The sequence below is a fragment of the Lysinibacillus sp. K60 genome, assembly GCF_019731275.1.
Lineage (GTDB): Bacteria > Bacillota > Bacilli > Bacillales_A > Planococcaceae > Lysinibacillus > Lysinibacillus capsici.
The window spans coordinates 109,492-130,363 of the sequence record NZ_JAASJR010000008.1; the positions used below are offsets into that span (position 1 = coordinate 109,492).

At 35.3% G+C, this 20,872-nt stretch carries 19 protein-coding genes; 13 read left to right on the forward strand and 6 right to left on the reverse strand.

Annotation, left to right across the window (positions count from 1 at the left end; genetic code table 11):
- Nucleotides 1-215: 215 nt before the first annotated feature.
- Entirely contained in the window at nt 216-2,165 is a 1,950-nt protein-coding gene (locus HCH28_RS17560) for a methyl-accepting chemotaxis protein (protein WP_221682416.1), read from the forward strand.
- Nucleotides 2,166-2,226: 61 nt separating this feature from the next.
- On the opposite strand, the gene HCH28_RS17565 is transcribed toward HCH28_RS17560, so the two are convergent.
- Nucleotides 2,227-2,646 carry a VOC family protein gene (locus tag HCH28_RS17565; protein ID WP_221682417.1) on the reverse strand — a complete coding sequence of 140 codons (420 nt, stop codon included), beginning with the start codon at nt 2,644-2,646 and terminating at the stop codon, nt 2,227-2,229.
- 235 nt (nt 2,647-2,881) lie between these two features.
- Here HCH28_RS17565 and guaC point away from each other — a divergent pair, with 235 nt between their 5' ends.
- Both guaC and HCH28_RS17575 read left to right on the forward strand, forming a co-directional pair.
- Nucleotides 2,882-3,865, forward strand: a complete 984-nt coding sequence (gene guaC, locus HCH28_RS17570) for a GMP reductase (protein ID WP_004233490.1) — start codon at nt 2,882-2,884, stop codon at nt 3,863-3,865.
- 194 nt (nt 3,866-4,059) lie between these two features.
- A complete protein-coding gene (locus HCH28_RS17575; RefSeq protein WP_221682418.1) occupies nt 4,060-5,790 on the forward strand; it encodes a methyl-accepting chemotaxis protein in 1,731 nt (576 codons plus the stop codon).
- A gap of 53 nt (nt 5,791-5,843) precedes the next feature.
- Here HCH28_RS17575 and HCH28_RS17580 read toward each other — a convergent pair whose 3' ends face one another.
- Nucleotides 5,844-6,068: a hypothetical protein gene (locus HCH28_RS17580; RefSeq protein WP_004233486.1), complete on the reverse strand. Its 225-nt coding sequence runs from the start codon at nt 6,066-6,068 to the stop codon at nt 5,844-5,846.
- Between the two features lie 207 nt (nt 6,069-6,275).
- On the opposite strand from HCH28_RS17580, the gene psiE reads away from it, so the two are divergent.
- Nucleotides 6,276-6,728 carry a phosphate-starvation-inducible protein PsiE gene (gene psiE / locus HCH28_RS17585; RefSeq protein WP_004233484.1) on the forward strand — a complete coding sequence of 151 codons (453 nt, stop codon included), beginning with the start codon at nt 6,276-6,278 and terminating at the stop codon, nt 6,726-6,728.
- 17 nt (nt 6,729-6,745) lie between these two features.
- Here the strand turns inward: psiE and HCH28_RS17590 are convergent, their stop codons facing one another.
- Complete coding sequence (locus tag HCH28_RS17590) at nt 6,746-8,002, reverse strand: GNAT family N-acetyltransferase (RefSeq protein ID WP_221682419.1); 1,257 nt, start codon at nt 8,000-8,002, stop codon at nt 6,746-6,748.
- A 130-nt stretch (nt 8,003-8,132) separates the two neighbouring features.
- Between HCH28_RS17590 and HCH28_RS17595 the strand changes: the two genes are divergently transcribed.
- Both HCH28_RS17595 and HCH28_RS17600 read left to right on the forward strand, forming a co-directional pair.
- Nucleotides 8,133-9,140 (forward strand): hypothetical protein, encoded by a 1,008-nt coding sequence (locus HCH28_RS17595; RefSeq protein WP_221682420.1) that lies wholly within the window; start codon nt 8,133-8,135, stop codon nt 9,138-9,140.
- Between the two features lie 151 nt (nt 9,141-9,291).
- Entirely contained in the window at nt 9,292-10,440 is a 1,149-nt protein-coding gene (locus HCH28_RS17600) for a SpoIIE family protein phosphatase (RefSeq protein WP_221682421.1), read from the forward strand.
- Between the two features lie 39 nt (nt 10,441-10,479).
- On the opposite strand, the gene HCH28_RS17605 is transcribed toward HCH28_RS17600, so the two are convergent.
- Together HCH28_RS17605 and HCH28_RS17610 are read right to left on the reverse strand one after the other, a co-directional pair.
- On the reverse strand, nt 10,480-11,334 hold the full coding sequence (locus HCH28_RS17605) for a CheR family methyltransferase (RefSeq protein WP_221682422.1): 855 nt from the start codon (nt 11,332-11,334) through the stop codon (nt 10,480-10,482).
- Nucleotides 11,335-11,339: 5 nt separating this feature from the next.
- The gene (locus tag HCH28_RS17610; protein ID WP_221682423.1) at nt 11,340-14,081 is read right to left on the reverse strand and encodes an ATP-binding protein; all 2,742 of its coding nucleotides are present in this window, start codon (nt 14,079-14,081) and stop codon (nt 11,340-11,342) included.
- A 184-nt stretch (nt 14,082-14,265) separates the two neighbouring features.
- Between HCH28_RS17610 and HCH28_RS17615 the strand changes: the two genes are divergently transcribed.
- The 7 genes from HCH28_RS17615 to HCH28_RS17645 all read left to right on the forward strand — a co-directional run bounded on the left by HCH28_RS17615 (nt 14,266) and on the right by HCH28_RS17645 (nt 19,373).
- Nucleotides 14,266-15,456, forward strand: a complete 1,191-nt coding sequence (locus HCH28_RS17615; RefSeq protein ID WP_221682424.1) for a M14 family metallopeptidase — start codon at nt 14,266-14,268, stop codon at nt 15,454-15,456.
- A 181-nt stretch (nt 15,457-15,637) separates the two neighbouring features.
- Nucleotides 15,638-15,967, forward strand: a complete 330-nt coding sequence (locus HCH28_RS17620) for a PadR family transcriptional regulator (protein ID WP_004233468.1) — start codon at nt 15,638-15,640, stop codon at nt 15,965-15,967.
- Nucleotides 15,964-16,371 (forward strand): permease prefix domain 1-containing protein, encoded by a 408-nt coding sequence (locus HCH28_RS17625; RefSeq protein ID WP_004233467.1) that lies wholly within the window; start codon nt 15,964-15,966, stop codon nt 16,369-16,371. Before HCH28_RS17620 ends, HCH28_RS17625 begins: the two co-directional genes overlap by 4 nt.
- A gap of 41 nt (nt 16,372-16,412) precedes the next feature.
- On the forward strand, nt 16,413-17,030 hold the full coding sequence (locus HCH28_RS17630) for a hypothetical protein (protein WP_255601670.1): 618 nt from the start codon (nt 16,413-16,415) through the stop codon (nt 17,028-17,030).
- A 12-nt stretch (nt 17,031-17,042) separates the two neighbouring features.
- Nucleotides 17,043-18,074, forward strand: coding sequence for an alpha/beta fold hydrolase (locus HCH28_RS17635; protein WP_221682426.1), 1,032 nt, complete (start codon nt 17,043-17,045; stop codon nt 18,072-18,074).
- A gap of 87 nt (nt 18,075-18,161) precedes the next feature.
- Nucleotides 18,162-18,569: a MarR family transcriptional regulator gene (locus HCH28_RS17640; RefSeq protein ID WP_221682427.1), complete on the forward strand. Its 408-nt coding sequence runs from the start codon at nt 18,162-18,164 to the stop codon at nt 18,567-18,569.
- 144 nt (nt 18,570-18,713) lie between these two features.
- Nucleotides 18,714-19,373, forward strand: a complete 660-nt coding sequence (locus HCH28_RS17645) for a hypothetical protein (RefSeq protein WP_221682428.1) — start codon at nt 18,714-18,716, stop codon at nt 19,371-19,373.
- A 377-nt stretch (nt 19,374-19,750) separates the two neighbouring features.
- On the opposite strand, the gene HCH28_RS17650 is transcribed toward HCH28_RS17645, so the two are convergent.
- Nucleotides 19,751-20,830, reverse strand: a complete 1,080-nt coding sequence (locus tag HCH28_RS17650; RefSeq protein ID WP_221682429.1) for an ankyrin repeat domain-containing protein — start codon at nt 20,828-20,830, stop codon at nt 19,751-19,753.
- Nucleotides 20,831-20,872 lie beyond the last annotated feature (42 nt).

Genomic DNA, 20,872 nt, shown 5'->3' on the forward strand with positions numbered 1-20,872 from the left:
ATAGGAAATTACAAAATAAGATATTTTTCTACAAATAATAGCGTTACATAACTTTATTTTCCAGATTTTTCAGAAAATTGTGTTGATTATTATTCATTTTCCTCTTAGAATCAGATTAAACATTTGAACGACTTAGGAGACTACTAGTGTAATAAAACCAATCACGTAGTTAATTGTATTACACTTCAATAATGTCGTTTAAGGAGGAATACTATATGAAACGAATTAGTTTAAGAAAGAAACTCATCTTTGCATTTTTAGTCATACTTCTCATTCCCGCACTTTTAATCGGGTATACCTCCTTTAAAAGTACCAAAAATCAAATACTAGAAGAGCAGCAAGCAAGCGCCAAGGAAAGTGTGCGTATGCTTAATAGTAATATTACCAATACAATTGCTCCTAGAGTTCATGATATCGAATATTTTGCCAAGAAAATAAATCAGTCTTATTTACAAGATGATAAAAAAGCTGAATTAAAAGGTCTTTTTCAGGAATATGTAAATACACACCCTGAAGTAGAACTAGTATATATAGGGACTGCTGATGGGCGAATCATTGATGAACCTGTCCATGACTATGCAAGTGATTATGATCCTCGGAAACGTCCTTGGTATATAGAAGCCATTGATAATAAAGGGCATGTATCCATCACTTCTCCATACATCTCAAAATCAACAAATAACATCGTTGTGACAGTTATGCAAGCTCTTCCTGATGATTCTGGCGTAATTGCCTTAGATTTAAATATCTCTCTTCTAAGTGCACTGACAGATCAAACACGTATTGGAGAAACGGGCTTTGCCTCTCTGTTAGATAATAATAAGTTATATATTGCTCAAAAGGATAAGGAAAGTGGCACAGAGGCAACAGAAGAATATGTTTCAAAAGTTTACGAAAAACAGGAAGGTACAATTACTGAAGGTGACCGTCATTTACGCTTTGAAACAAATGAAATCACAGGTTGGAAGATAATCGGTACAATGTTCATTGCAGAGGCTACTAACGCGGCTACCTCAACCTTTACTATTACATTACTCATTATTGGTATTTCTATTATTGTTGGTATTATCTTTATGCTCTCAATGATTAAATCTATTGTTAATCCGATTAAACAACTACAGCAAAGTGCTCTGAAAATTAGTGAAGGTGATTTGACAGAGTATATTGATATTCATACGAAAGATGAAATAGGACAGCTTGCTGAGGCATTTGTCTCAATGAAAGTTAGCTTAAAAAGACTGATCCGCAATGTTGATCAAAGCTCACAACACGTTCAAACCTCGGCACAAGGTCTTTCAGCAAATGCTGAGCAAAATATCGCCGCATCTGAGCAAGTGACAGAGGCTATGCAACAGGTAGCGATTAGTACGGAAAAACAAACAACAGGAATCGATCAAAATGCTGTTTCTATTGAGGAAATTGCAAAGGGTGTTGTAGAGGTAGCAGATAGTGCCCTACAAGTTTCAGACCTATCCAGCCAGGCCATCCAATTAGCGGAAGAAGGTAGTCAATCTGTTGAGCACACTGTTAATCAAATGGTATCCATTCATGATTCTGTGGCACAATCCGATACGATGATTAAATCCCTATTTGATCGTACAAAAGAAATTGGCTCCATTATAGAAATTATTAGCGCTATTTCAGACCAAACAAACCTTCTTGCTCTTAATGCCGCTATTGAAGCAGCACGAGCAGGTGAACACGGTAAAGGCTTTGCAGTTGTAGCAGATGAAGTACGTAAATTAGCGGAGCAATCTCATCAATCAGCAGAGCAAATTTCTACCCTGATTACAGGCATACAACAAGATACAGCTAAATCTGTACAAACGATGACGAAAGCTTCTGCAGACGTTCAAGAAGGTTTACAGCTATCCGAGGATACGAAAAAGAAATTTACAAGTATCGTTGGAAGTCTTCGAGAAATTGCACCTAAAATGGAGGATATATCAGCTTCAGCACAAGAAATGTCTGCCGTTGTAGAGGAGGTATCCGCAACAGCTATTGAACTGTCAGATCATGCAAAACTAAACGCAGCTGCATCTGAAGAGGTTGCCGCTTCAACGGAACAAACATTATCTTCCATGCAGGAAATCGCCTCTTCTGCTAAAACATTGCTTGATATGGCTGATGAATTACAAGGCTATGTAGATCGTTTTAATTACTAAATAAGAAAGCACGATGATACTTGGTTTAGCCCTATCATCGTGCTTTTATCTTGTTATTTAATTATTCATTTACCTCATGGCTAAATTGCCATTCAACGCCAAATTTGTCTGTAAGTGAGCCGTAACATTTGCTCCAAAATGTTTCTTGAAGCCCCATTCTCACGTTACCACCTTCTTTAAGCTTATCAAATGCTTGACGCATTTGCTCTTCGTCATCAGAGACAACAGCTAATGTGACATTATTCCCTGTGGAAAATGGCATGCCTGGAAATGTATCTGAGAACATAATTCTGCTACCGAATACAATAAGTCGTGTATGCATGACAAGATCTTTTGCTTCTTCTGGTAATGGATAGTCTGGATTTTGTGGTGTCTCTCCAAACGTCATAATTTCAGCCTTGTCCGTATTAAAAACGTCTTCGTAAAACGCAACTGCCTCTCGACAATTTCCATTAAAATTCAAATAAACCTCTACTGCCATTTTCAACACTCCTTTGTCATTTATTGAAACAATTCTATTGTACATGGATTACAAAACTTAACACAAATTATAACTAGAATATTTCATCTTCAAAGTAAGTTTGCTCCTTTCTTTTTAAATTTTTTATTTATTTTCACAAAAGCTTTGACATTTACTCAAAAATCATGTAAATTACCAAATGGCGAACAATTTAAATTAAATCTTAAAAAATATTCGTATTTTAGGAGTGTATATAATGGATAACGTATTTGACTATGAGGATATTCAACTAATTCCCGCAAAATGTATTGTAGAAAGTCGTTCAGAATGTGATACTTCTGTTACTTTAGGTGGTCACACTTTTAAACTTCCAGTAGTACCTGCAAATATGCAAACAATTATCGATGAAAATCTTGCTAAGAAACTTGCTGAAAACGGTTACTTTTATATCATGCACCGTTTCCAACCAGAAACTCGTCGAAACTTTATTCTAGAAATGCAAGGAAATGGCTTAATTGCTTCTATTAGCGTTGGTGTAAAAGAAGAGGAATATACATTTATCGAAGAATTAGCAGCTGCTAATTTGGTACCTGATTTTATTACAATTGATATTGCACATGGTCATTCAAACGCTGTTATTCGTATGATTCAACATATTAAAAAGCATTTACCAAAAAGCTTTGTCATTGCAGGTAATGTAGGGACACCTGAAGCGGTGCGTGAGCTTGAAAATGCTGGTGCAGATGCAACAAAAGTTGGGATTGGACCAGGTAAAGTATGTATTACTAAAATCAAAACAGGTTTTGGTACTGGCGGCTGGCAACTAGCTGCACTACGTTGGTGCGCAAAGGCTGCTACAAAACCAATTATTGCTGATGGTGGCATTCGTACACATGGAGATATCGCTAAATCTGTACGTTTTGGTGCTTCAATGGTAATGATCGGTTCATTATTCGCTGGTCATGAAGAGTCACCTGGTGAAACAATCGAAATCGAAGGTAGAACAGTGAAGGAATACTTCGGTTCTGCTTCTGAATTCCAAAAAGGCGAACGTAAAAACGTCGAAGGTAAGAAAATGTACGTTGAACATAAAGGTAGCATCAAAGATACATTAATCGAGATGCAACAAGATTTACAATCATCTATTTCATATGCTGGTGGCACAAAGCTAGAGGCTATTCGCAATGTTGATTATGTAATCGTGAAGAACTCTATTTTTAATGGAGACAAAGTGTACTAATTGATGTAAATCGCTATATTAAGCTTCAACATCCCCCCAATTAAGAGCCGTTTTTTCTCTTGGTTGGGGGGATTTTTTTGGGACATATTTCACTTAAAATACGGTACTTATTTTCAGAATTTTCTATTTTATTAAAAAATTATATATTATAATAGAACTATATTGAAGGAATGAAGGAACGGGGGTTGTATCTTATGAAATCAGTACGTAATAAACTTGTTAGTCTTGCTATTATAGTTATTCTACTATCAACAGGACTAGTTGGAACAGTCAATTATATGGTGGTGAAAGGAGAACTCGATCAGGTAGGTCGAGATAGTCTTAAAAATGGCACACTTGGCATACTTGAACTAATTGCCCAGTTAGATACTCAAGTTCAAAATGGGAAATTAACGTTAGAAGAAGCTCAGGAAAGTGCTAGAACACAGATCGTTGGTAATAAAATTGAAGATAACAAAAGATCCATTGATAATCCGGTTAAATATGGAGATAATTTTTATTTCTACGCTTTCCAAGATAGTGGTATGGTTGAAACTCATCCATCTCTAGAAGGACAAAATATTTCAGATTTACAAACAGAGGATGGGCGCTATTTTGTACGAGAAATGATTGAAGCAGCAAATGCTGGAGGAGGATATGTACGTTATGATTGGGCCCTTCCCTCAAATCCTGATATAGTTGCGCCTAAGATTACTTATGTAGAAAAGGACAAGCATTGGGGCTGGATTATAGCAGCTGGTACATACGAAATGGACTTTAATGCAGGTACGAATAATGTTTTATACTACACACTAGGCATGACCATCCTTGCAACGATTATTGGTGTATCACTCTTCTGGTTCTTCTCTGGACGAATGACAACCTATATACGAAAAATTATGGTCATTACATCTGATATTGCTAAAGGCAAGCTAACTGGTGATGACATACCTGTTACTACAGAAGATGAACTAGGTATACTAGCTAGTAACGTGAATAATATGAAACATAGCTTACACGAAATGGTCAACAATACAAAGGATAGTGCGTCCAAAATGCGCGTTTCTTCAGAAATGCTGAGTGCAATTACTGAGGAGACGACTGCTTCTGCTGATGAAATTCATCAAGCCATCAATGATATATCTAAGGGAGCTGTAGTACAAGCTGAGGAAGCAGAAATGGCCATTAGTAAAGTAGAAACACTATCCTCACTTATCTCAAATGCTACAGATAAATATAGTGAGATTACAGAAAATATGAATATCATTAATCAATCTCAAGAAAACGGTAGACAAAAAGTAGATGTATTACTTCAAAATTCAAGTGAGTTTACGCAAGTGATTGAGGAATTAAGAACAACTTTCTCAAGTTTGACGAGCCAAATGAAAGAAATTCATCAAGTCGTACAAACAATTACATCCATTTCTGAACAAACAAATCTATTAGCACTAAATGCAAGTATTGAAGCAGCCCGTGCAGGTGAACATGGCAAAGGATTTGCTGTCGTAGCTGAGGAAGTCCGTCATTTATCTGAGGATACGAATGAAGCCACTAATCGGGTTAGAAACCTATTACAGCGTATTGAGGTCGATACCGCTAATTCAGATTCAAAAATGATACACACGCTCCAACTGTCACAAAATCAGGCAATGTCGATTACGGAAGTAAAGGGAGCCTTTACTTTCCTAGCAGACTCCATTCATGACATTACAAAGCACCTTGTTTCTTTAGACAAAGGAATGAATGACATGGCGGAAAATCGAATAGTCGTGATGAACGCCATCAATGAAATAGCAAGTGTCGCTACACAATCTGCCGCAGCTACCGAACAAATTAACGCTTCTATTGACGAACAAAAGTCAGCAGTGACATCTATCATGCACTCCTCTATGGAGCTTCATACAGAGGCAGAGCGTATGTACGACTTGGTAGAACGCTTTACATGATAAAATACTATAAAAAAAGAATGCTACGCATATCCGTAGCATTCCTCTTTACATTATAGTTTGTTAATTACTGCGTGGATTGTTTCCTTAAGCTCTGCATCGTGATCAGCAAGATCTACAAGGTTTCCTAGACGTTCACGTAATACAGGACGCTCAATTACTAGCTTTTCATCAAGTACTTGTACCAGTAGCTCGATAATAAGTCGATCACGAACATTTAACGCTTCTTCTAAACGTTCTGGTGTAATTTTCGCATCAGTTTTTGCAGCTTTTGCCATTTTAAAAACCCCTTTTATATTTTATATTCATGCACATCTATTTTAGCATACCACTAAATTATTTTGAAAACTTTCTTTCATAAAAATATACCAAATATTTACAAAAACCAAAGAAAAGATTTACGACAAATTGTTATATTTATATCATAATACACAGCTACTCGACCATATGATGATGTATTTACAAAACGCGATTGGAGGAATTGGATGAATCAAAAAAATACGACTTATTTACAGCTCATTAAAGCTGTGCCAAAATCTCTACAGCTATTTCTCAATGTTTGCCTTGTACTATTAGCACTGATTCTCTGTTTTTTGTTATTTAAGGAGCTAATTGAATTTCTTAAAATATTACTCTTTGCTAAGGAAGATGGTGATTATAAGCTATTCCTTGCCAATATACTTATTTTCTTTTTATATTTCGAATTCATCACAATGATAATTAAATATTTTAAGGAGGATTACCATTTTCCACTTCGATATTTTATCTATATAGGTATCACAGCAATGATTCGATTAATTATTGTGGAGCATGATCATCCTCTAAATACGTTAATTTATTCATTAATTATCCTCATACTAATCATAAGCTACTTTATTATTAATATAACGCCACTTGAAAGGCCAACACGTTCTTCCATTCTCATCAAAAAAGATTAAAAGCCCTCACGCCCATTCTAAAATGCCGATATACATGTGGGCTTTTCAAACACATAGAAGAATTGCTGTAAAGCCTGTAAATACTGATTATCGCTAATCTGTATTCGACTAAGCATAAATAGCTCTTGGACCGTTACTACGCCCATTACTAGTGATGAAAGCTCAGCTACATCTATCGTTACTTCAACATCATAGCTATCACTTTCTATCATTTTAATTGTACCGTTAACAGCCTCAACAATAAGTTGCTGATTGTTTTTTGCCAGTAACAAATCCATAACATTCAATTTAAATGTCAAAGTAACACCGTTAAAATTGCGTGTTATTAGCTCATCAAAAAAGCCCTTCACATTAATGATACGGTACATTAGACCAACTCCTGACACGGCACTTGCGTGGTAGACACTTGGAATTAAATGATTTGTACCATTTCTTACATCCTCTAAAAAGAAATGGACATTTTCTTCTTGTGTATTCCATTCGATTCGGGTTACTTGGTCCGCTTGACTGTTTAAAAATGTACTAAGCTCTAGCAAAGCCTCAGGAGTTTCATAGATCCACTCTTTAATCACCAAATTATTGAGCATAAAATTACTATCGCTTTGCTTATTAAAAGAAAAGGCAATATAGCCCTGAACTGTACCTTCCTGTTCCATTGCAATCACATAGTTATCTGGATTATTAAAAATAAAAGATAGTTCCGATTGTGTTTTAAGAAACATCCCATGTTTTTTTGCTACTACCCTGTTGTAGCAATCTACTAGCTGTTGTTGATCTTCAACTGTCAAATATTTAAGGTGCTTTTTGGTTGGTCCTTTCGGGAAGCTTGAAGGCTCTACCAAGTATTGATAGATTTTCGGTCCATAGCCAAAACCCATTTTTTTATAAAAATCTGGTCTAAACGGATACAAGGCCACAAAATCAATATTTTTTTCTAAAAAGATGTTAAAGAAATGTTGGATTAATTCTTTTGCAGCCTTCTCTTTTTTATGTAATAAATCAACTGCAACAAGTCCTACCCCACCAATTGGTAGCATTTTAGAGAACAGATTCATTTGAAAGTCATGTAGTCGCATACCACCAATGAGTTTGTCATTTTCCCAAAGTCCATAATAATGAAGAGATTCATCATTGCTTTGATTTTGCATAAAGAGATTTTTCAGCTGTTCTTTTGTTGTTTGTGTTCCATTCAATCTTCCTGGATACGCCCCCACAACGATATTTACAAAGGCTACAAAATCTTGCTCTTTTAATAATTTCTCTACAACCCTCATTATTTCCCCTCCATTTTCAAATTGTTGCATGTTGTTCACGAATTTTTCATATTAATTTTTATACCCCATAATAACATATATTACCACGACCAATTAATGAGTACTGAAAATGATTAAAGGAGGAAAATGTATGACTTTAATTGATTCATATATTCACGAAGTGACTAAAAGGCTACATAAAAATAAACGTGAGAAAATCAAGGTTGAACTAAAGGCTACTATTGAGGATATGCTGCCAGAGCAATATTCTGAATCCGAAGTGAAGGGAGTACTCAGGAAGCTTGGAAGCCCAGTAGAAGTTGCAGCAAGCTATGGGGATACTCCCCACTTTTTAATTGGTCCTAAGAATTTTGAACAATATACAAGAACCATCAAGCTAATTATTCCTTGGGCAATTCTTATTACAATCATTGTTCAAATAATAGAGAAAATTGTTCTCTATTCTGGAGAAGAAGCACTTCTCACAACCATTATTACAGCATTTGTCGGGATTATTGCTGCAATTATTGCTGTGTTATTTCACGTTTTGTTTTGGGTTACGGTTATTTTTATTATTAAGGACCGTTCTGGGGCTGAAAAGCTTTCGATCCCTTTTCTGAGAGATACCAAGCCATGGTCACCTGATGATTTAGTACAAATTAAAAGAATTCCCAAAGATAAAATTATTCCTATAAGTGATACGATTTTGAGCCTTTTAGGGATACTTATTTTTTCTTTTGTTTACTGGAATGCCTATCGTCTTTTAGGTATTTATACAACAAATGACAACGGCAGCTTAAAATTTGTAATGCCTATCTTTAATCAAAATATTTTACAATCGTTTGTTCCCATGGTCTTACTATGTATTATCCTAAGTCTCACTTTAACCTTATTAAAATGGCGTGCAGGACAGTGGACAATGCCTATCGCCTTCACTAATGCACTACTTCAAAGTGTTGGAACGATTGTGTTTATTTTAATAGCGATACACCAAGATTTTATTCACAGCGCCTCTATCCCTTATATTGCGGCTATTACAGACACAACCTCAGCTAAAGTTGCCTTCACTATTGATAAAATCCTACTTGTCAGTATGATTATTGCTGTTTTAGCAAATGCATTTGATATCTACCAAGGATTTAAAAAAGCGAAAATATAACGCCCTTCTACTTCATATACCTAGTAAACCTTACATTAAAATCGCCAAAATACCTTTATTCTCTGATGTTTTGTATAATGATAAAGTTGAAAGTATTTTATATATGTGAAAAATAATCTGCACAATTCAATCAGAGTAAGGGGAAAGTACTATGACCATTCTTCTAGTAGATGACAATCAAGTCAATTTATTTGTCATTGAGAAAATACTAAAAAATGCAGGTTATGATAACTGTGTTTCTCTTTCATCTGCTTATGAGCTATTTGATTATTTACAATTAGATGCACCCAATCCGACAGGAAATTCAGTAGATTTAATTTTGTTAGATATTATGATGCCGGAAGTAGATGGTATTGAGGCCTGCAAACGCATTAAGCAAAATGAGAGATTGAAAGATATTCAAATCATTTTCGTTACAGCACTCGAGGATAAAAACAAACTGGCAGAAGCCCTAGACATTGGTGGTGTAGATTATATTACTAAACCAATTAATAAAACAGAGCTGCTGGCCAGAATGCGTGTTGCCTTACGTTTAAAGGCAGAATTAGACTGGCACACACAGCATGAAAAGAAAATACAATATGAGCTAGATTTAGCAACCCATGTACAAAGAAGTCTTCTTAGCCCACCGTTAAATGAGAATGACATCCGTATTGAAGTTTCATATTTGCCATCCTCTAATTTGGCAGGAGATATGTATTATTGGTACAAAATAGACGATCATCGTTATGCCATAATATTATTGGATATGATGGGTCATGGTATATCTGCAGCGTTGGTTTGTATGTTCATCTCCTCTGTTCTAAGAGAGGCGGTTAAACAATTGGTGGAACCTGAACTTGTCATCCAAGAACTGAATCGGTATATGACGCTATTACAAGATGGGAAAGAGAATAATCTTTATTATTTTACGGCGATTTATTTAATCATTGATACAGAGCAAAAAACAGTCGAGTACATAAATGCTGGCCATCCTCCTGGATATGCACTAATCGATGAAAAAACATGTATTCCATTAGATCAGGGTAGCTGTGCAGTCGGTTTCTTCGATGAAATAAAAGTGAAAAAGCAATATATTCAATATGAGCATGACATTCAAATCGTGTTATTTACAGACGGTGTATTAGAGGCAATGGGACCCTGTGAATTAGAATCAGAAAAGCATTTGCAAACGCTAACATCCTCCAAATGGGATTATTCGCAATGCCTAATCGATAACCTTTTGCCTAAGGATAAACAAGAGAATCAGCCTGATGACATGTGTGTTTTAATGATTCAAGCTAGCTCTAAAACTATATAAAAAAGCAGAGGCTATCCGTTAAAGATAGCCTCTTACTCACTAAAACATTTTTTGATAAATTCTTTCGCTTCCGGAAATATCCTTATACTTGGAAATAACCTCTTCAAATCGCAATGTTTCTTTATCCCCTAAGCATAAAAAACCTTTGTCACTTAGACTTTCATAAAATAATTGGTGTACCTGGCTCTGCAGCTTAGGTGAAAAATAAATAAGAACATTTCTGCACAGAACGACATGAAATTCATTAAATGAATGATCTGTTACTAAATTATGTTGAGCAAAAATAATATTTTTCAATAATGTTGGATGAAAGTAAGCATATTGATAATCTGTTTGATAGTATTCTGAAAAAGCATGGGCTCCTCCAGCAAGCATATAGTTTTTTGTATATGCCTGCATTTTATGAATTGGAAAGGCTCCCTTCTTAGCTTTTTCTAATACTTGCTCGTTCATATCTGTTGCATAAATAACAGATCTCTCTATTAGCCCCTCTTCCTGAAGCAAGATAGCCATCGAATATACTTCTTCACCTGTTGCACACCCTGCATGCCAAATACGGATTTCTGGATATTCTCGTAAAACAGGGATGACCGTTTCACGAAAGGCTTTAAAAAAGCTAGGGTTACGGAACATCTCCGTTACATTTATCGAAAAATCATTTAATATCTGCTCTAAAAATTCTTTATCATGAATGACCTTTTCTTGTACACGTGAAATCGTTGGGATGTTATTTATCCCCATCCTATTGTAGATTCTGCGTGAAATGGATGAACGATTATATTGCCGAAAATCAAAACCCGATAAACGATAAATAGCCTCTAGTAACAAATCAATTTCTAAATTTGTATGCTTATTTAATTGTATATTTTGCTCCAAAGGCTGAAATTGTTCCATGTTCATTAACTCCCCTTAGAAACTAACCATACTCTTAAAACTGATATTAATTGATCCAAATTTAATGGCTTACTAATATAATCAGATGCACCTGCCTGTAATGATTTATCACGGTCATTTTTCATCGCCTTAGCAGTCAATGCAATGATTGGCAAATCAATACGTTTCATTTGCTGACGAATAATAGTCATCGCTTCATAGCCATCCATATTAGGCATCATTATATCCATCAGTACAAGATCGATATCTGGATTAGCTCGCAAGATCTCTAAACATTCTAGCCCATCTTTAGCAACTAGAATGTGCATGCCTCTTTTTTCTAAAGCCGTTTTTAGCGCATAAATATTACGGTTATCATCATCAACTATTAAAATATTTTTCCCTTGAAACACCTCTACCTCTTGTTGAATGGCTACCTCCATTGCTTGTGGTTGTTCTATTATTTGCTCCTCTTCCACCATCGTAACAGCCACTTCGTTCATGGCAAGCTTTTGGCAATGCTCCTCTTCAATTCCATTTGGCAGGCTCGGAAGCGTTAACGTAAAGCTACTCCCTTGTCCTTCAGCACTTTGCAATGTAATCCAGCCACCAAGTAACTTAGCAAACTCCTTACAAATAGAAAGACCCAGACCCGTTCCACCATATTTTCGGACCGTAGCTCCATCTGCTTGCTGGAATGATTCAAAAATCAGCTGATGTTTGTCTTTTGGAATACCTATTCCTGTATCTGAAACAGTAATTTCTAACCAATCCTTGCTTATCTCCTGCATATTATTGGTTAGTTGTTGCGGTGTAAGCTGTTTAATGTCTAATGTGACAGATCCCTGCTCAGTAAATTTAAAGGCATTCGATAATAAATTCTTTAAGATTTGCTGGAATCTCTTTTCATCTGTATAGAATACATCCACTACATGATCAGCCTTAGATATATGGAATGCTACGTTTTTCTTCCTCGCAACTGGTGCAAAGGTGTGTTCTATTTGCACAGGTACTTCGCTCATATTCACCTCATTAAAAATAATATCAAGCTTCCCTGCCTCAACTTTAGATAAATCTAATATGTCATTGATTAGAGCAAGCAAGTCCTCCCCTGAAGAATGAATAACTTTAGCAAACTCTGCTTCCTCGTCTGTTAGGTTGTGTTGGCTATTTTCTGCTAGCATTTCCGATAATATTAATATGCTGTTTAAAGGTGTTCTTAATTCATGTGACATATTGGCTAAAAATTCGGATTTGTAATTAGAGTTAAGGATAAGCTGCTCTGCACTTTCTTCTAATTCCTTCTTCGCCTTCTCCAGTTCTCTTGATTTAGATTCTGCCTCTTTCGTGCGTTCTTCAAGCTGTTCATTAATCATTGTCAGCTCTTCCGTCTGCATTTGCAATTCCTCAGATTGAGTCTGAAGCTCTTCTGATTGAACCTGCAATTCCTCGGTCATTGCTCTAGATTCATTCAATAGACGTACAATTTCCATACGCCCTAAAACACTATTAACTGTTAGTCCAAAGGTTTCAGTAACCTGTCTCACTAATTCTTGCTGTAACTTACTGAATTTAGCCATTGTTGCTATTTCAACAACCGCTATAACTTCATTTTCAAAAATGACAGGAATCAATAAAATATTTTGTGGTCTAATTTCACCTAATCCAGTTTTGATTAAACGATAGTCTCTCGGAATATTATCATAGAATAGTACTCTCTTTTCTAATGCACATTGACCGATTAACCCTTGTCCTATTTTGAAACTCTCCATACCAACACAATCATCCGTGTCAGCAAAAGCAGCCTTTTTCACAAACTGTACTTGGTTCTCTGTTACTTCCCGAACATAAAATGCTCCAAGAGATGCTTGGGTTTTCTGTGCTACTTCTGATAGGAAGGTCTCCGCTAATTTTGTAATTGCTGAAATACCTTGATAATTTGTCACGATTTCAGCTACATTGCTTTGTAGCCATTCTCTCTTTTCGACTGACTCTAAAAGTGTATTCGTTGCATTAGCAAGTTCATTCACTTCATCATTTGTATTCACATGGATTCTTCTAGTGAAATCACCTTTTGTAGCTGCTATTTCTTGAATGGTTTGTGTTACTTCCGTTATCGTTTTTACAATTGAACGGGAGATGCCACTAGCGATGACAATAGCTATTGTAGAAACTAAAATTAAGATCCCAAATAAAGCACTAGTTAATTTACTATTTTGCTTGTCTAACTGACTTGCCTTCTTCTGAGTATAAGCATTTTCAGTGGCACGGAATGAATCGAATAATTTGCGCATTTTTTCCATATCCTGACGACCATTATCCACTTTAAAAAAATCATTTAATGCTTCTACATTATTATCCTTTTTATATTGAATAGTTGGTTCGCCTGACGTTGCAATCCAATGTTCAATTGTTTCCTCTATCTCTTTAAGTTTGTCCTGTTGAGCTGGTTTATCTTTCATTTGTTGATAGAGTTCATTAAAATCTATTTTCCAATTTTCAGCTGCATTATCATAGGGTTCCAGATAACTTTGCCTACCCGTAATGATGAAAGCACGTTGACTTGATTCCATATCCAATATATATTTTTCAATTTCATTCGTTAAAGTTAGAACATTGGAATCGTACTTAATAATAAAATTTCTTTCCTTCTGCAAAGATGTAATTTGATTATTTAATATGACAACCGTGGCAAGTAAGCAAAGAATGATTACGATATAACCTAATGTAATCTTTGAGCGTATACCCATTTTTAATCTATTTAACATTTGGTTTTCCTACCCTTACCTTTCTTTTACTTTATTATGATTACTAGTATACATCTAAAAATAACTCATTTTATCCTCTTTTAGATTCTTAATAAAGAAATTTTGCTGATTTTGTATTAATAAGTCTATGCATTTTTCATATACATTTTATATTGAACCATTTCTAATTAAGGAGAGAAAACATGTGGATATTATCGTAAGGCCAGGAGATTCACTTTGGCATTTCAGTGAGGTATTTAAAATTCCTCTTCAACTCATTTTAGATTCCAATGAAGACATAAATCCTCAATTTTTAAGAGTTGGACAACGGGTTCGTATTCCTGGTTTTGTGACCAACAACTATCAAATTAAACAAGGAGATTCTTTTTGGCAGATTGCCCAAAGCCGAAATCTTCCCCTAGTCGCCCTATTGCTTGTTAATCCTGATCTCAATCCAAATCGCTTACAAATCGGTCAAATGATTCGCATACCCCAACGTATCACATGGCGTTTAGTTAATGGTAAGCAAAATTACACGTATACCCATATGATGAACGATCTCAGAAAGCTCCTTGACGCATATCCTTTTCTTCAAAGCTCAAACATTGGCAGCTCCGTTTTAGGGAAAGAGCTACCTGAGCTGTCAATTGGCCATGGTGCAAAACGTGTACACTATAATGGCTCCTTCCATGCAAACGAATGGATTACTACACCTATTATTCTAACATTTTTGAATGACTATTTGCTCGCCCTCACCAATCATAGTAGTATTCGTGGAATTTCTCCATCTTCTCTTTATCAGCAAACATTCCTTTCTATCGTTCCTATGGTAAATCCTGATGGCGTAGATTTAGTAATACAAGGCCCTCCAAATGATGAAGCATTAAGAAATCAACTAATTGCATGGAATAATGATAACGCTGATTTTTCTGGCTGGAAAGCAAATATTCATGGAATTGATTTGAATGACCAATTCCCTGCCAAATGGGAGCTTGAAAGTGCCCGTAATCCAACAACACCAGGGCCAAGAGATTATGGTGGTGAAAGACCACTATCTGAACCTGAAGCCATTGCAATGGCTGATTTAACCAAGCAGCGTGATTTTTCAAGAGTATTAGCCTTTCATACACAGGGACGTGTTATATATTGGGGCTTTGAAAATCTAGAACCCCCCGAATCAGAGGTGCTTGTAAATGAATTTAGTAGAGTAAGTGGCTATGAGCCCGTTCAATCTGCTGGAAGCTATGCTGGTTATAAGGATTGGTTTATTCAAGATTGGCGTAGACCAGGCTTCACTGTTGAATTAGGAAGTGGTACAAATCCTTTACCAATCAGTCAGTTCGATGACATTTACGAGGAGTCTTTAGGGATTTTTCTTGCTGCATTGTATATGTAAAAAGAGTAGACGAACTCCATCCGCTAAGAAATTGTCCTTAAGGGCTTTTTAGCGAATGGAGTTTTTTTATAGGAAGGTCTCATCATCATTGTAAAAAAAGGGGAATAAATTACTTTGACAGACAGAGTAATGTTTGCTACTATTACTCTGACAGATAGAGCAATAAAAAAGTAGGTGACTTATGGTTCGCAGTGATATTATCCGAGGACATTTGGATTCGATTATTTTACGGTTAATTTCAGAAAAAGACCGTTATGGCTACGAAATTTCTCAGGAAATAAGTCTCCGTACAAACAATCGGTTTCAAATCAAGGAAGCAACTTTGTATGCAGTTTTTCAACGTCTCGAAAAAAAGGAAATTATTGAAGCCTATTATGGAGATGTCTCGCATGGAGGCAAACGAAAGTATTACCGTATTACATCATTAGGTAAGGCCTATTTAAATGAGCTAGTGAAAGAATGGTCGGAAGTAAAGGAAATAATCGATTTATTTATGGAGGGCTTAGAATGAAAAGAATAAAAAACCATATTGATGAGCTTTTTAAAGACATTCCTCGAAATAACGAAACGGAAATGGTTAAACAAGAAATCATTGAAAATCTTGAAGAAAAAGTATTTTACTTGATAGACCAGGGTAAAGAACAAGAGGATGCCATTAATAAAGCCATTGTAGAATTTGGAGATATCGAAGACTTAAAGCAAGAGTTAGGTGTTAAAGAGCCAGCAAAGAAAAACATGGCCAAATTAAACTTAGAGTTCTCAATTTGGGGTAGTGGCTTAATTATTGCATTTTTTATTTTTATTAATCTTTATTACACACCACATATTATTTGGGCAATCTATCCGATTTTCGCCATTCTTTGGTGGCCTTTATCGATGTACTTCGTGTGGTCTCGTAAGAAATGGGGTGAATAAACATGAGAAACTTTATAAACTTTTCTATAGTGGGGAGCTTGATGACAATGATTTTTTTAGGGTTTGTTAATTATACGACATCTCCTCAAACAATGTGGTTTGTATATCCATGCTTATTGCTACTACTTTGGCCCATTACGTTATTCTTTATGGCTAAAAAATTGTATAAACAATACTCAATTGTTTGTAGTGCCTTAATTATTACATTTTTAATAGTTGAAAATTATATTTACGCACCAGATCATTTATGGTTTGTCTATGCGATTTATCCAATTATCTGGTGGCCAATCCTCATGTACTTAGATGAAAAGGCAAAAACGTTAAAAACAGCTCTAATTGGATGTGCTTCTACCATCATCTATTACACTATATTGAATATGATTGTATCTCCTCACTACCCTTGGGCAATTTATCCTGCTTTTTTAGTGATATGGTGGCCTCTAGCTTTATATCATGCGCAACGAAAAACCTTTGTAGCATTCTCCGTTACAGCTACGATACTAATAAGTATCTTTTTCATTACAGTAAATGTTGTTTCTTCACCAAGCGTTATATGGGCGATTTACCCTATTTTTGTTACCCTTTGGTGGCCTCTGAGTATGTATTTTTATGTGTATAAAAGAAAAATGTATCATGCTAGCTTTATGAAACGCATGTAAAGAAGGTATTGTATGAAAAGGATTAAAAAGTTCATTAAATATCTTGTCTTGATTATGACTTCCTTACTATTATTAGCACTTGTATTTCCAACATGGACATCATCTATAAAAGACATGAACAGCATCAGTACGCTAAAACAGGTAGAAATTAACGGCAGTGACCATGAAATCATGATACGGGGCCATAACAAAAATAATCCTGTAATCCTCTTTGTCCATGGCGGACCAGGTTGCTCTGAAATACCCTACGCTAAAAAATATCAAGATTTATTGGAAACCGAATTTACAGTGGTGAATTATGATCAAAGGGCTAGTGGGAAGTCTTATCATTTTTTTGAGGACTACTCCAATCTTTCATCTGATTTGCTTGTGGAGGATTTACTAGCACTGACTGACTATATTGCTAATGATCTAGATAAAGAAAAAATCATCTTAATTGGTCATTCCTACGGTACATATATTGCCACACAAGCAGCTGCTAAAGCTCCTGAAAAATATGAGGCCTATGTAGGGATTGGTCAAATGAGTAATACCATTGAAAGTGAGATGGACAGTTTACACTTTACGATCAAACAGGCTCAACTTAAGAGTAACACAGAGGATGTTGCACATTTACAAAGGTTAATGGAGGAAATTAGTAGTGGTAAAACATTTACGCCTCGTCATTTAGTGAGCAAATACGGTGGAGCTACAAGACTCATTACTAACCCTGATGGAAATATGTTAGGGATGCTTTTTAGTACCGAATATAATTTGTTAGATATTATTCGCTATAGCAAGGGGATATCCCTATCCCAAGAAGTTTTAGTAAACGAAGTCTTACAGTCCCCACTTCCTGCGAAAGTTAATTCACTGACTCTTCCCTTCTATTTTGTAATGGGAGATTATGATTATCAAACATCATCGAATAGCGCTAAAAAATACTTCGACCAAATTATCGCGAAGAAAAAAGAATTCATAGCATATGAACAATCTGCTCACTACCCCCAGTTCGAAGAAAAAGAGAGATTTTTCGAATGGATGCGTACGACTTTTAAAAAATAAATATTTCTTAAAATAATTCTACACTTGGTACCATTTATTTAATTACTATATAATTTAATTATTAAATATTTTAATGGACGTGATTATATGCCAGAAAATCTAAACAATGTAGAAATTATTATGAAAGAAATGCTGGAAATACAGCAGAAGTCGAAAATGTTTGTAGATCTTATATCTGAAGGAGAAGCGTTATCACAAAACCAATTAATATTGCTCCTACAGCTAAAAATAAATAATGGGATGAAGGCAACAGAAATTGCTGAATTCTTTAGTGTAACACCTGGAGCTGTAACTTCCATGTGCGATAAACTGGAAAAACTCGAACTCATACAAAGAATTAGGGAAAATAATGATCGACGTGTAGTCAAAATGGCTTTAACCAATATTGGTGACATGAAGGTTCAAGAAATCTTTTTAAAGTTTTCTCAGGATAAACTCATAGACATGGCCAACATCTTACGCGAAGTAAACCTATTAATGAATAAAATTTTTTAGGATTTCAACAAATTGAAATCCTTTTTTTATTGTTTAATTTAAGCAATGCTTTTGTTCTTGACAAATGGAAGTAGCATATAATTTAATTAATATATATTTTAATAACTAAAATATATATTAATTAAATTATAATGAGGTGACTTTATGTTTCAAAAACTCCGTACCCTTACACAAACGAACGGCACAATTAAACATTTGGATGCTGATTATGAACAATTAAACATTCGAGGAGCTGTATCGTTACAACAAGAAGTACACTTAATAAAAGTGTCCACTCATGGTCATAGCTCCTTCTATTATCCAGTTACAGCGCAGATATTTAATAGCTCTGGCTCGTGTAAGTTAAAGGATTATTGCCAAATCGGAGAACTGACAAATGCCGGGAATCTTACAATACGTAATGGTTTTATCCAAAAAATCAATAGTTCTGGAAAGCTAATGGTTGAAGAGAAATTACAGAGCGAGCAATTTGATGCCATTGGAATAGTCAAGGCTGTGGAAATAATCGCTAACCACTTTCACTTGAAGTTATCGGGAGAAAGCGAAATTGACAGGTTGAGGGCTGAAAATGTGGTAATAGAAAAGGAAAGGGTTACCCTTCTTTCATTATTTAAGAAAATATTACGTTGTCACACAGTTAGTGGAAAACACCTACAATTATCTAATACAAATGCAGAGTTTGTGGAAGGGGAAGTCGTACATGTTGGGGAAAATAGTGTAATCGGGACACTTTACTATACGGATGATTATTCGATAGCTTCGAGTTCAAAGGTGCACCACATTATACGGAGGGAAAAAGAATGATACTTCTAAAAATGCTAAAGACTTTTTTTTGCTCATTAGCTTTAGTGGTATTATCTGTACTTTACGTTGGATTACTTTTAAGCGCTGGCTTATCCATACTCGCTGGTTTTTTACGAACATTTGGAGTCGATCAAATTAAAATGGGCCTTTGGTATGACGTAGAACTTCCTGTTATGTTCAGCATCCCCTTCGCCCTGTTAATAGCTCTTCTATTGTTCTTTTGTGCCACATATATTAAACGTTGTATTGTTTTTTGTTTGTCAAACCTTCGAATATAAAGCAATAAAAAAGTAAGCATATTTTATAGATAGAATATGCTTACTCTCAACTACTTTAAATAAGTTGATTCACAATTTTATCAGCAGTTTTAAGCATTGCTAAAGCTCTCCTTCAAGAAAACGGATAAGGTATATTTCAGGTCTACCAATAAATTCTTTAAAACTACATAAATTAGCATACTCCTCATGCTCCACATCATAGCACCCTATTTGGCCTTCTCCTTTTGGGTTCCATACTATTTGCAAATCAGAGTAATTGTCGATATTTGCGGAAAGAAGGAGGAGCTTTCTATGACCTAGCTTCATCTCAATTGTATCAGTTAGTTTGAAAAAATCGATAAAGTGAATGTCATAATCATTTGGTGCAAGCTCAAGATGCAGTCGATCTCCTGTCAAAAAATTCATCAATTCATCTGGTAACTTGTATTTTTTCAATGTCTCTTTTTTGTTTTCAATAGTATGGAGTTCTATTGGTTCTAGAGCCTTTAAGTAATTTGCTAGTTCCATATTTTTCATACGTACAGCAATTGTATAAGCTCTCTCACCATCTTTCTCCGCTAAAGTGACGTTTGCGCCTCGTTCAATCAAATATTTGACCATAGCTATATTTCCCATTCGTGTTGCAACTGTTAATGGTGTTGCTTTATAGGGATAGACCATATCAGGCTTTTGATAATTAATATCTACTCCTTGATCAAGTAAATAAGTGACTGTTTTTTTATCAAAATTCGACACAGCCTGACGCAATACTGGACCTCCATGCTGCTTTATATCAAGTCCAAGTTCATGAATAAGAGGGATATTTCTTTTATTGCCATAGTAGGCCTGAGAATAGGCTCCAGATCCAACTTGATTATAGCCATCTAATTTGGCTCCTTGTTCAACAAGGTAACGTACTATATTTTCTTTACAATATCGAACAGCCCTTAAAAAAGAAGGATTTTTTTCCACATTTAAATTAACCCCATATTCAACTAATAATTTTACTACATCCAATCTTTGTGCAATCAATGCTAAATCCAATGGGCTTAATGATGTATGCTGACTTAAACATATCTCTTCTTCAATATTCCAGCCTTTATCCCTCGCAACTTGCAAAGCCGTAATATTGCCAGTATAGATATACATTGCAAGGTCCGGTAGTTCTGGAAATGTTCCAAAATCTTGTAGCTTAATCATCTATAGATTGGCTCCCTTCTTAATGTATATACAAAGTATAGA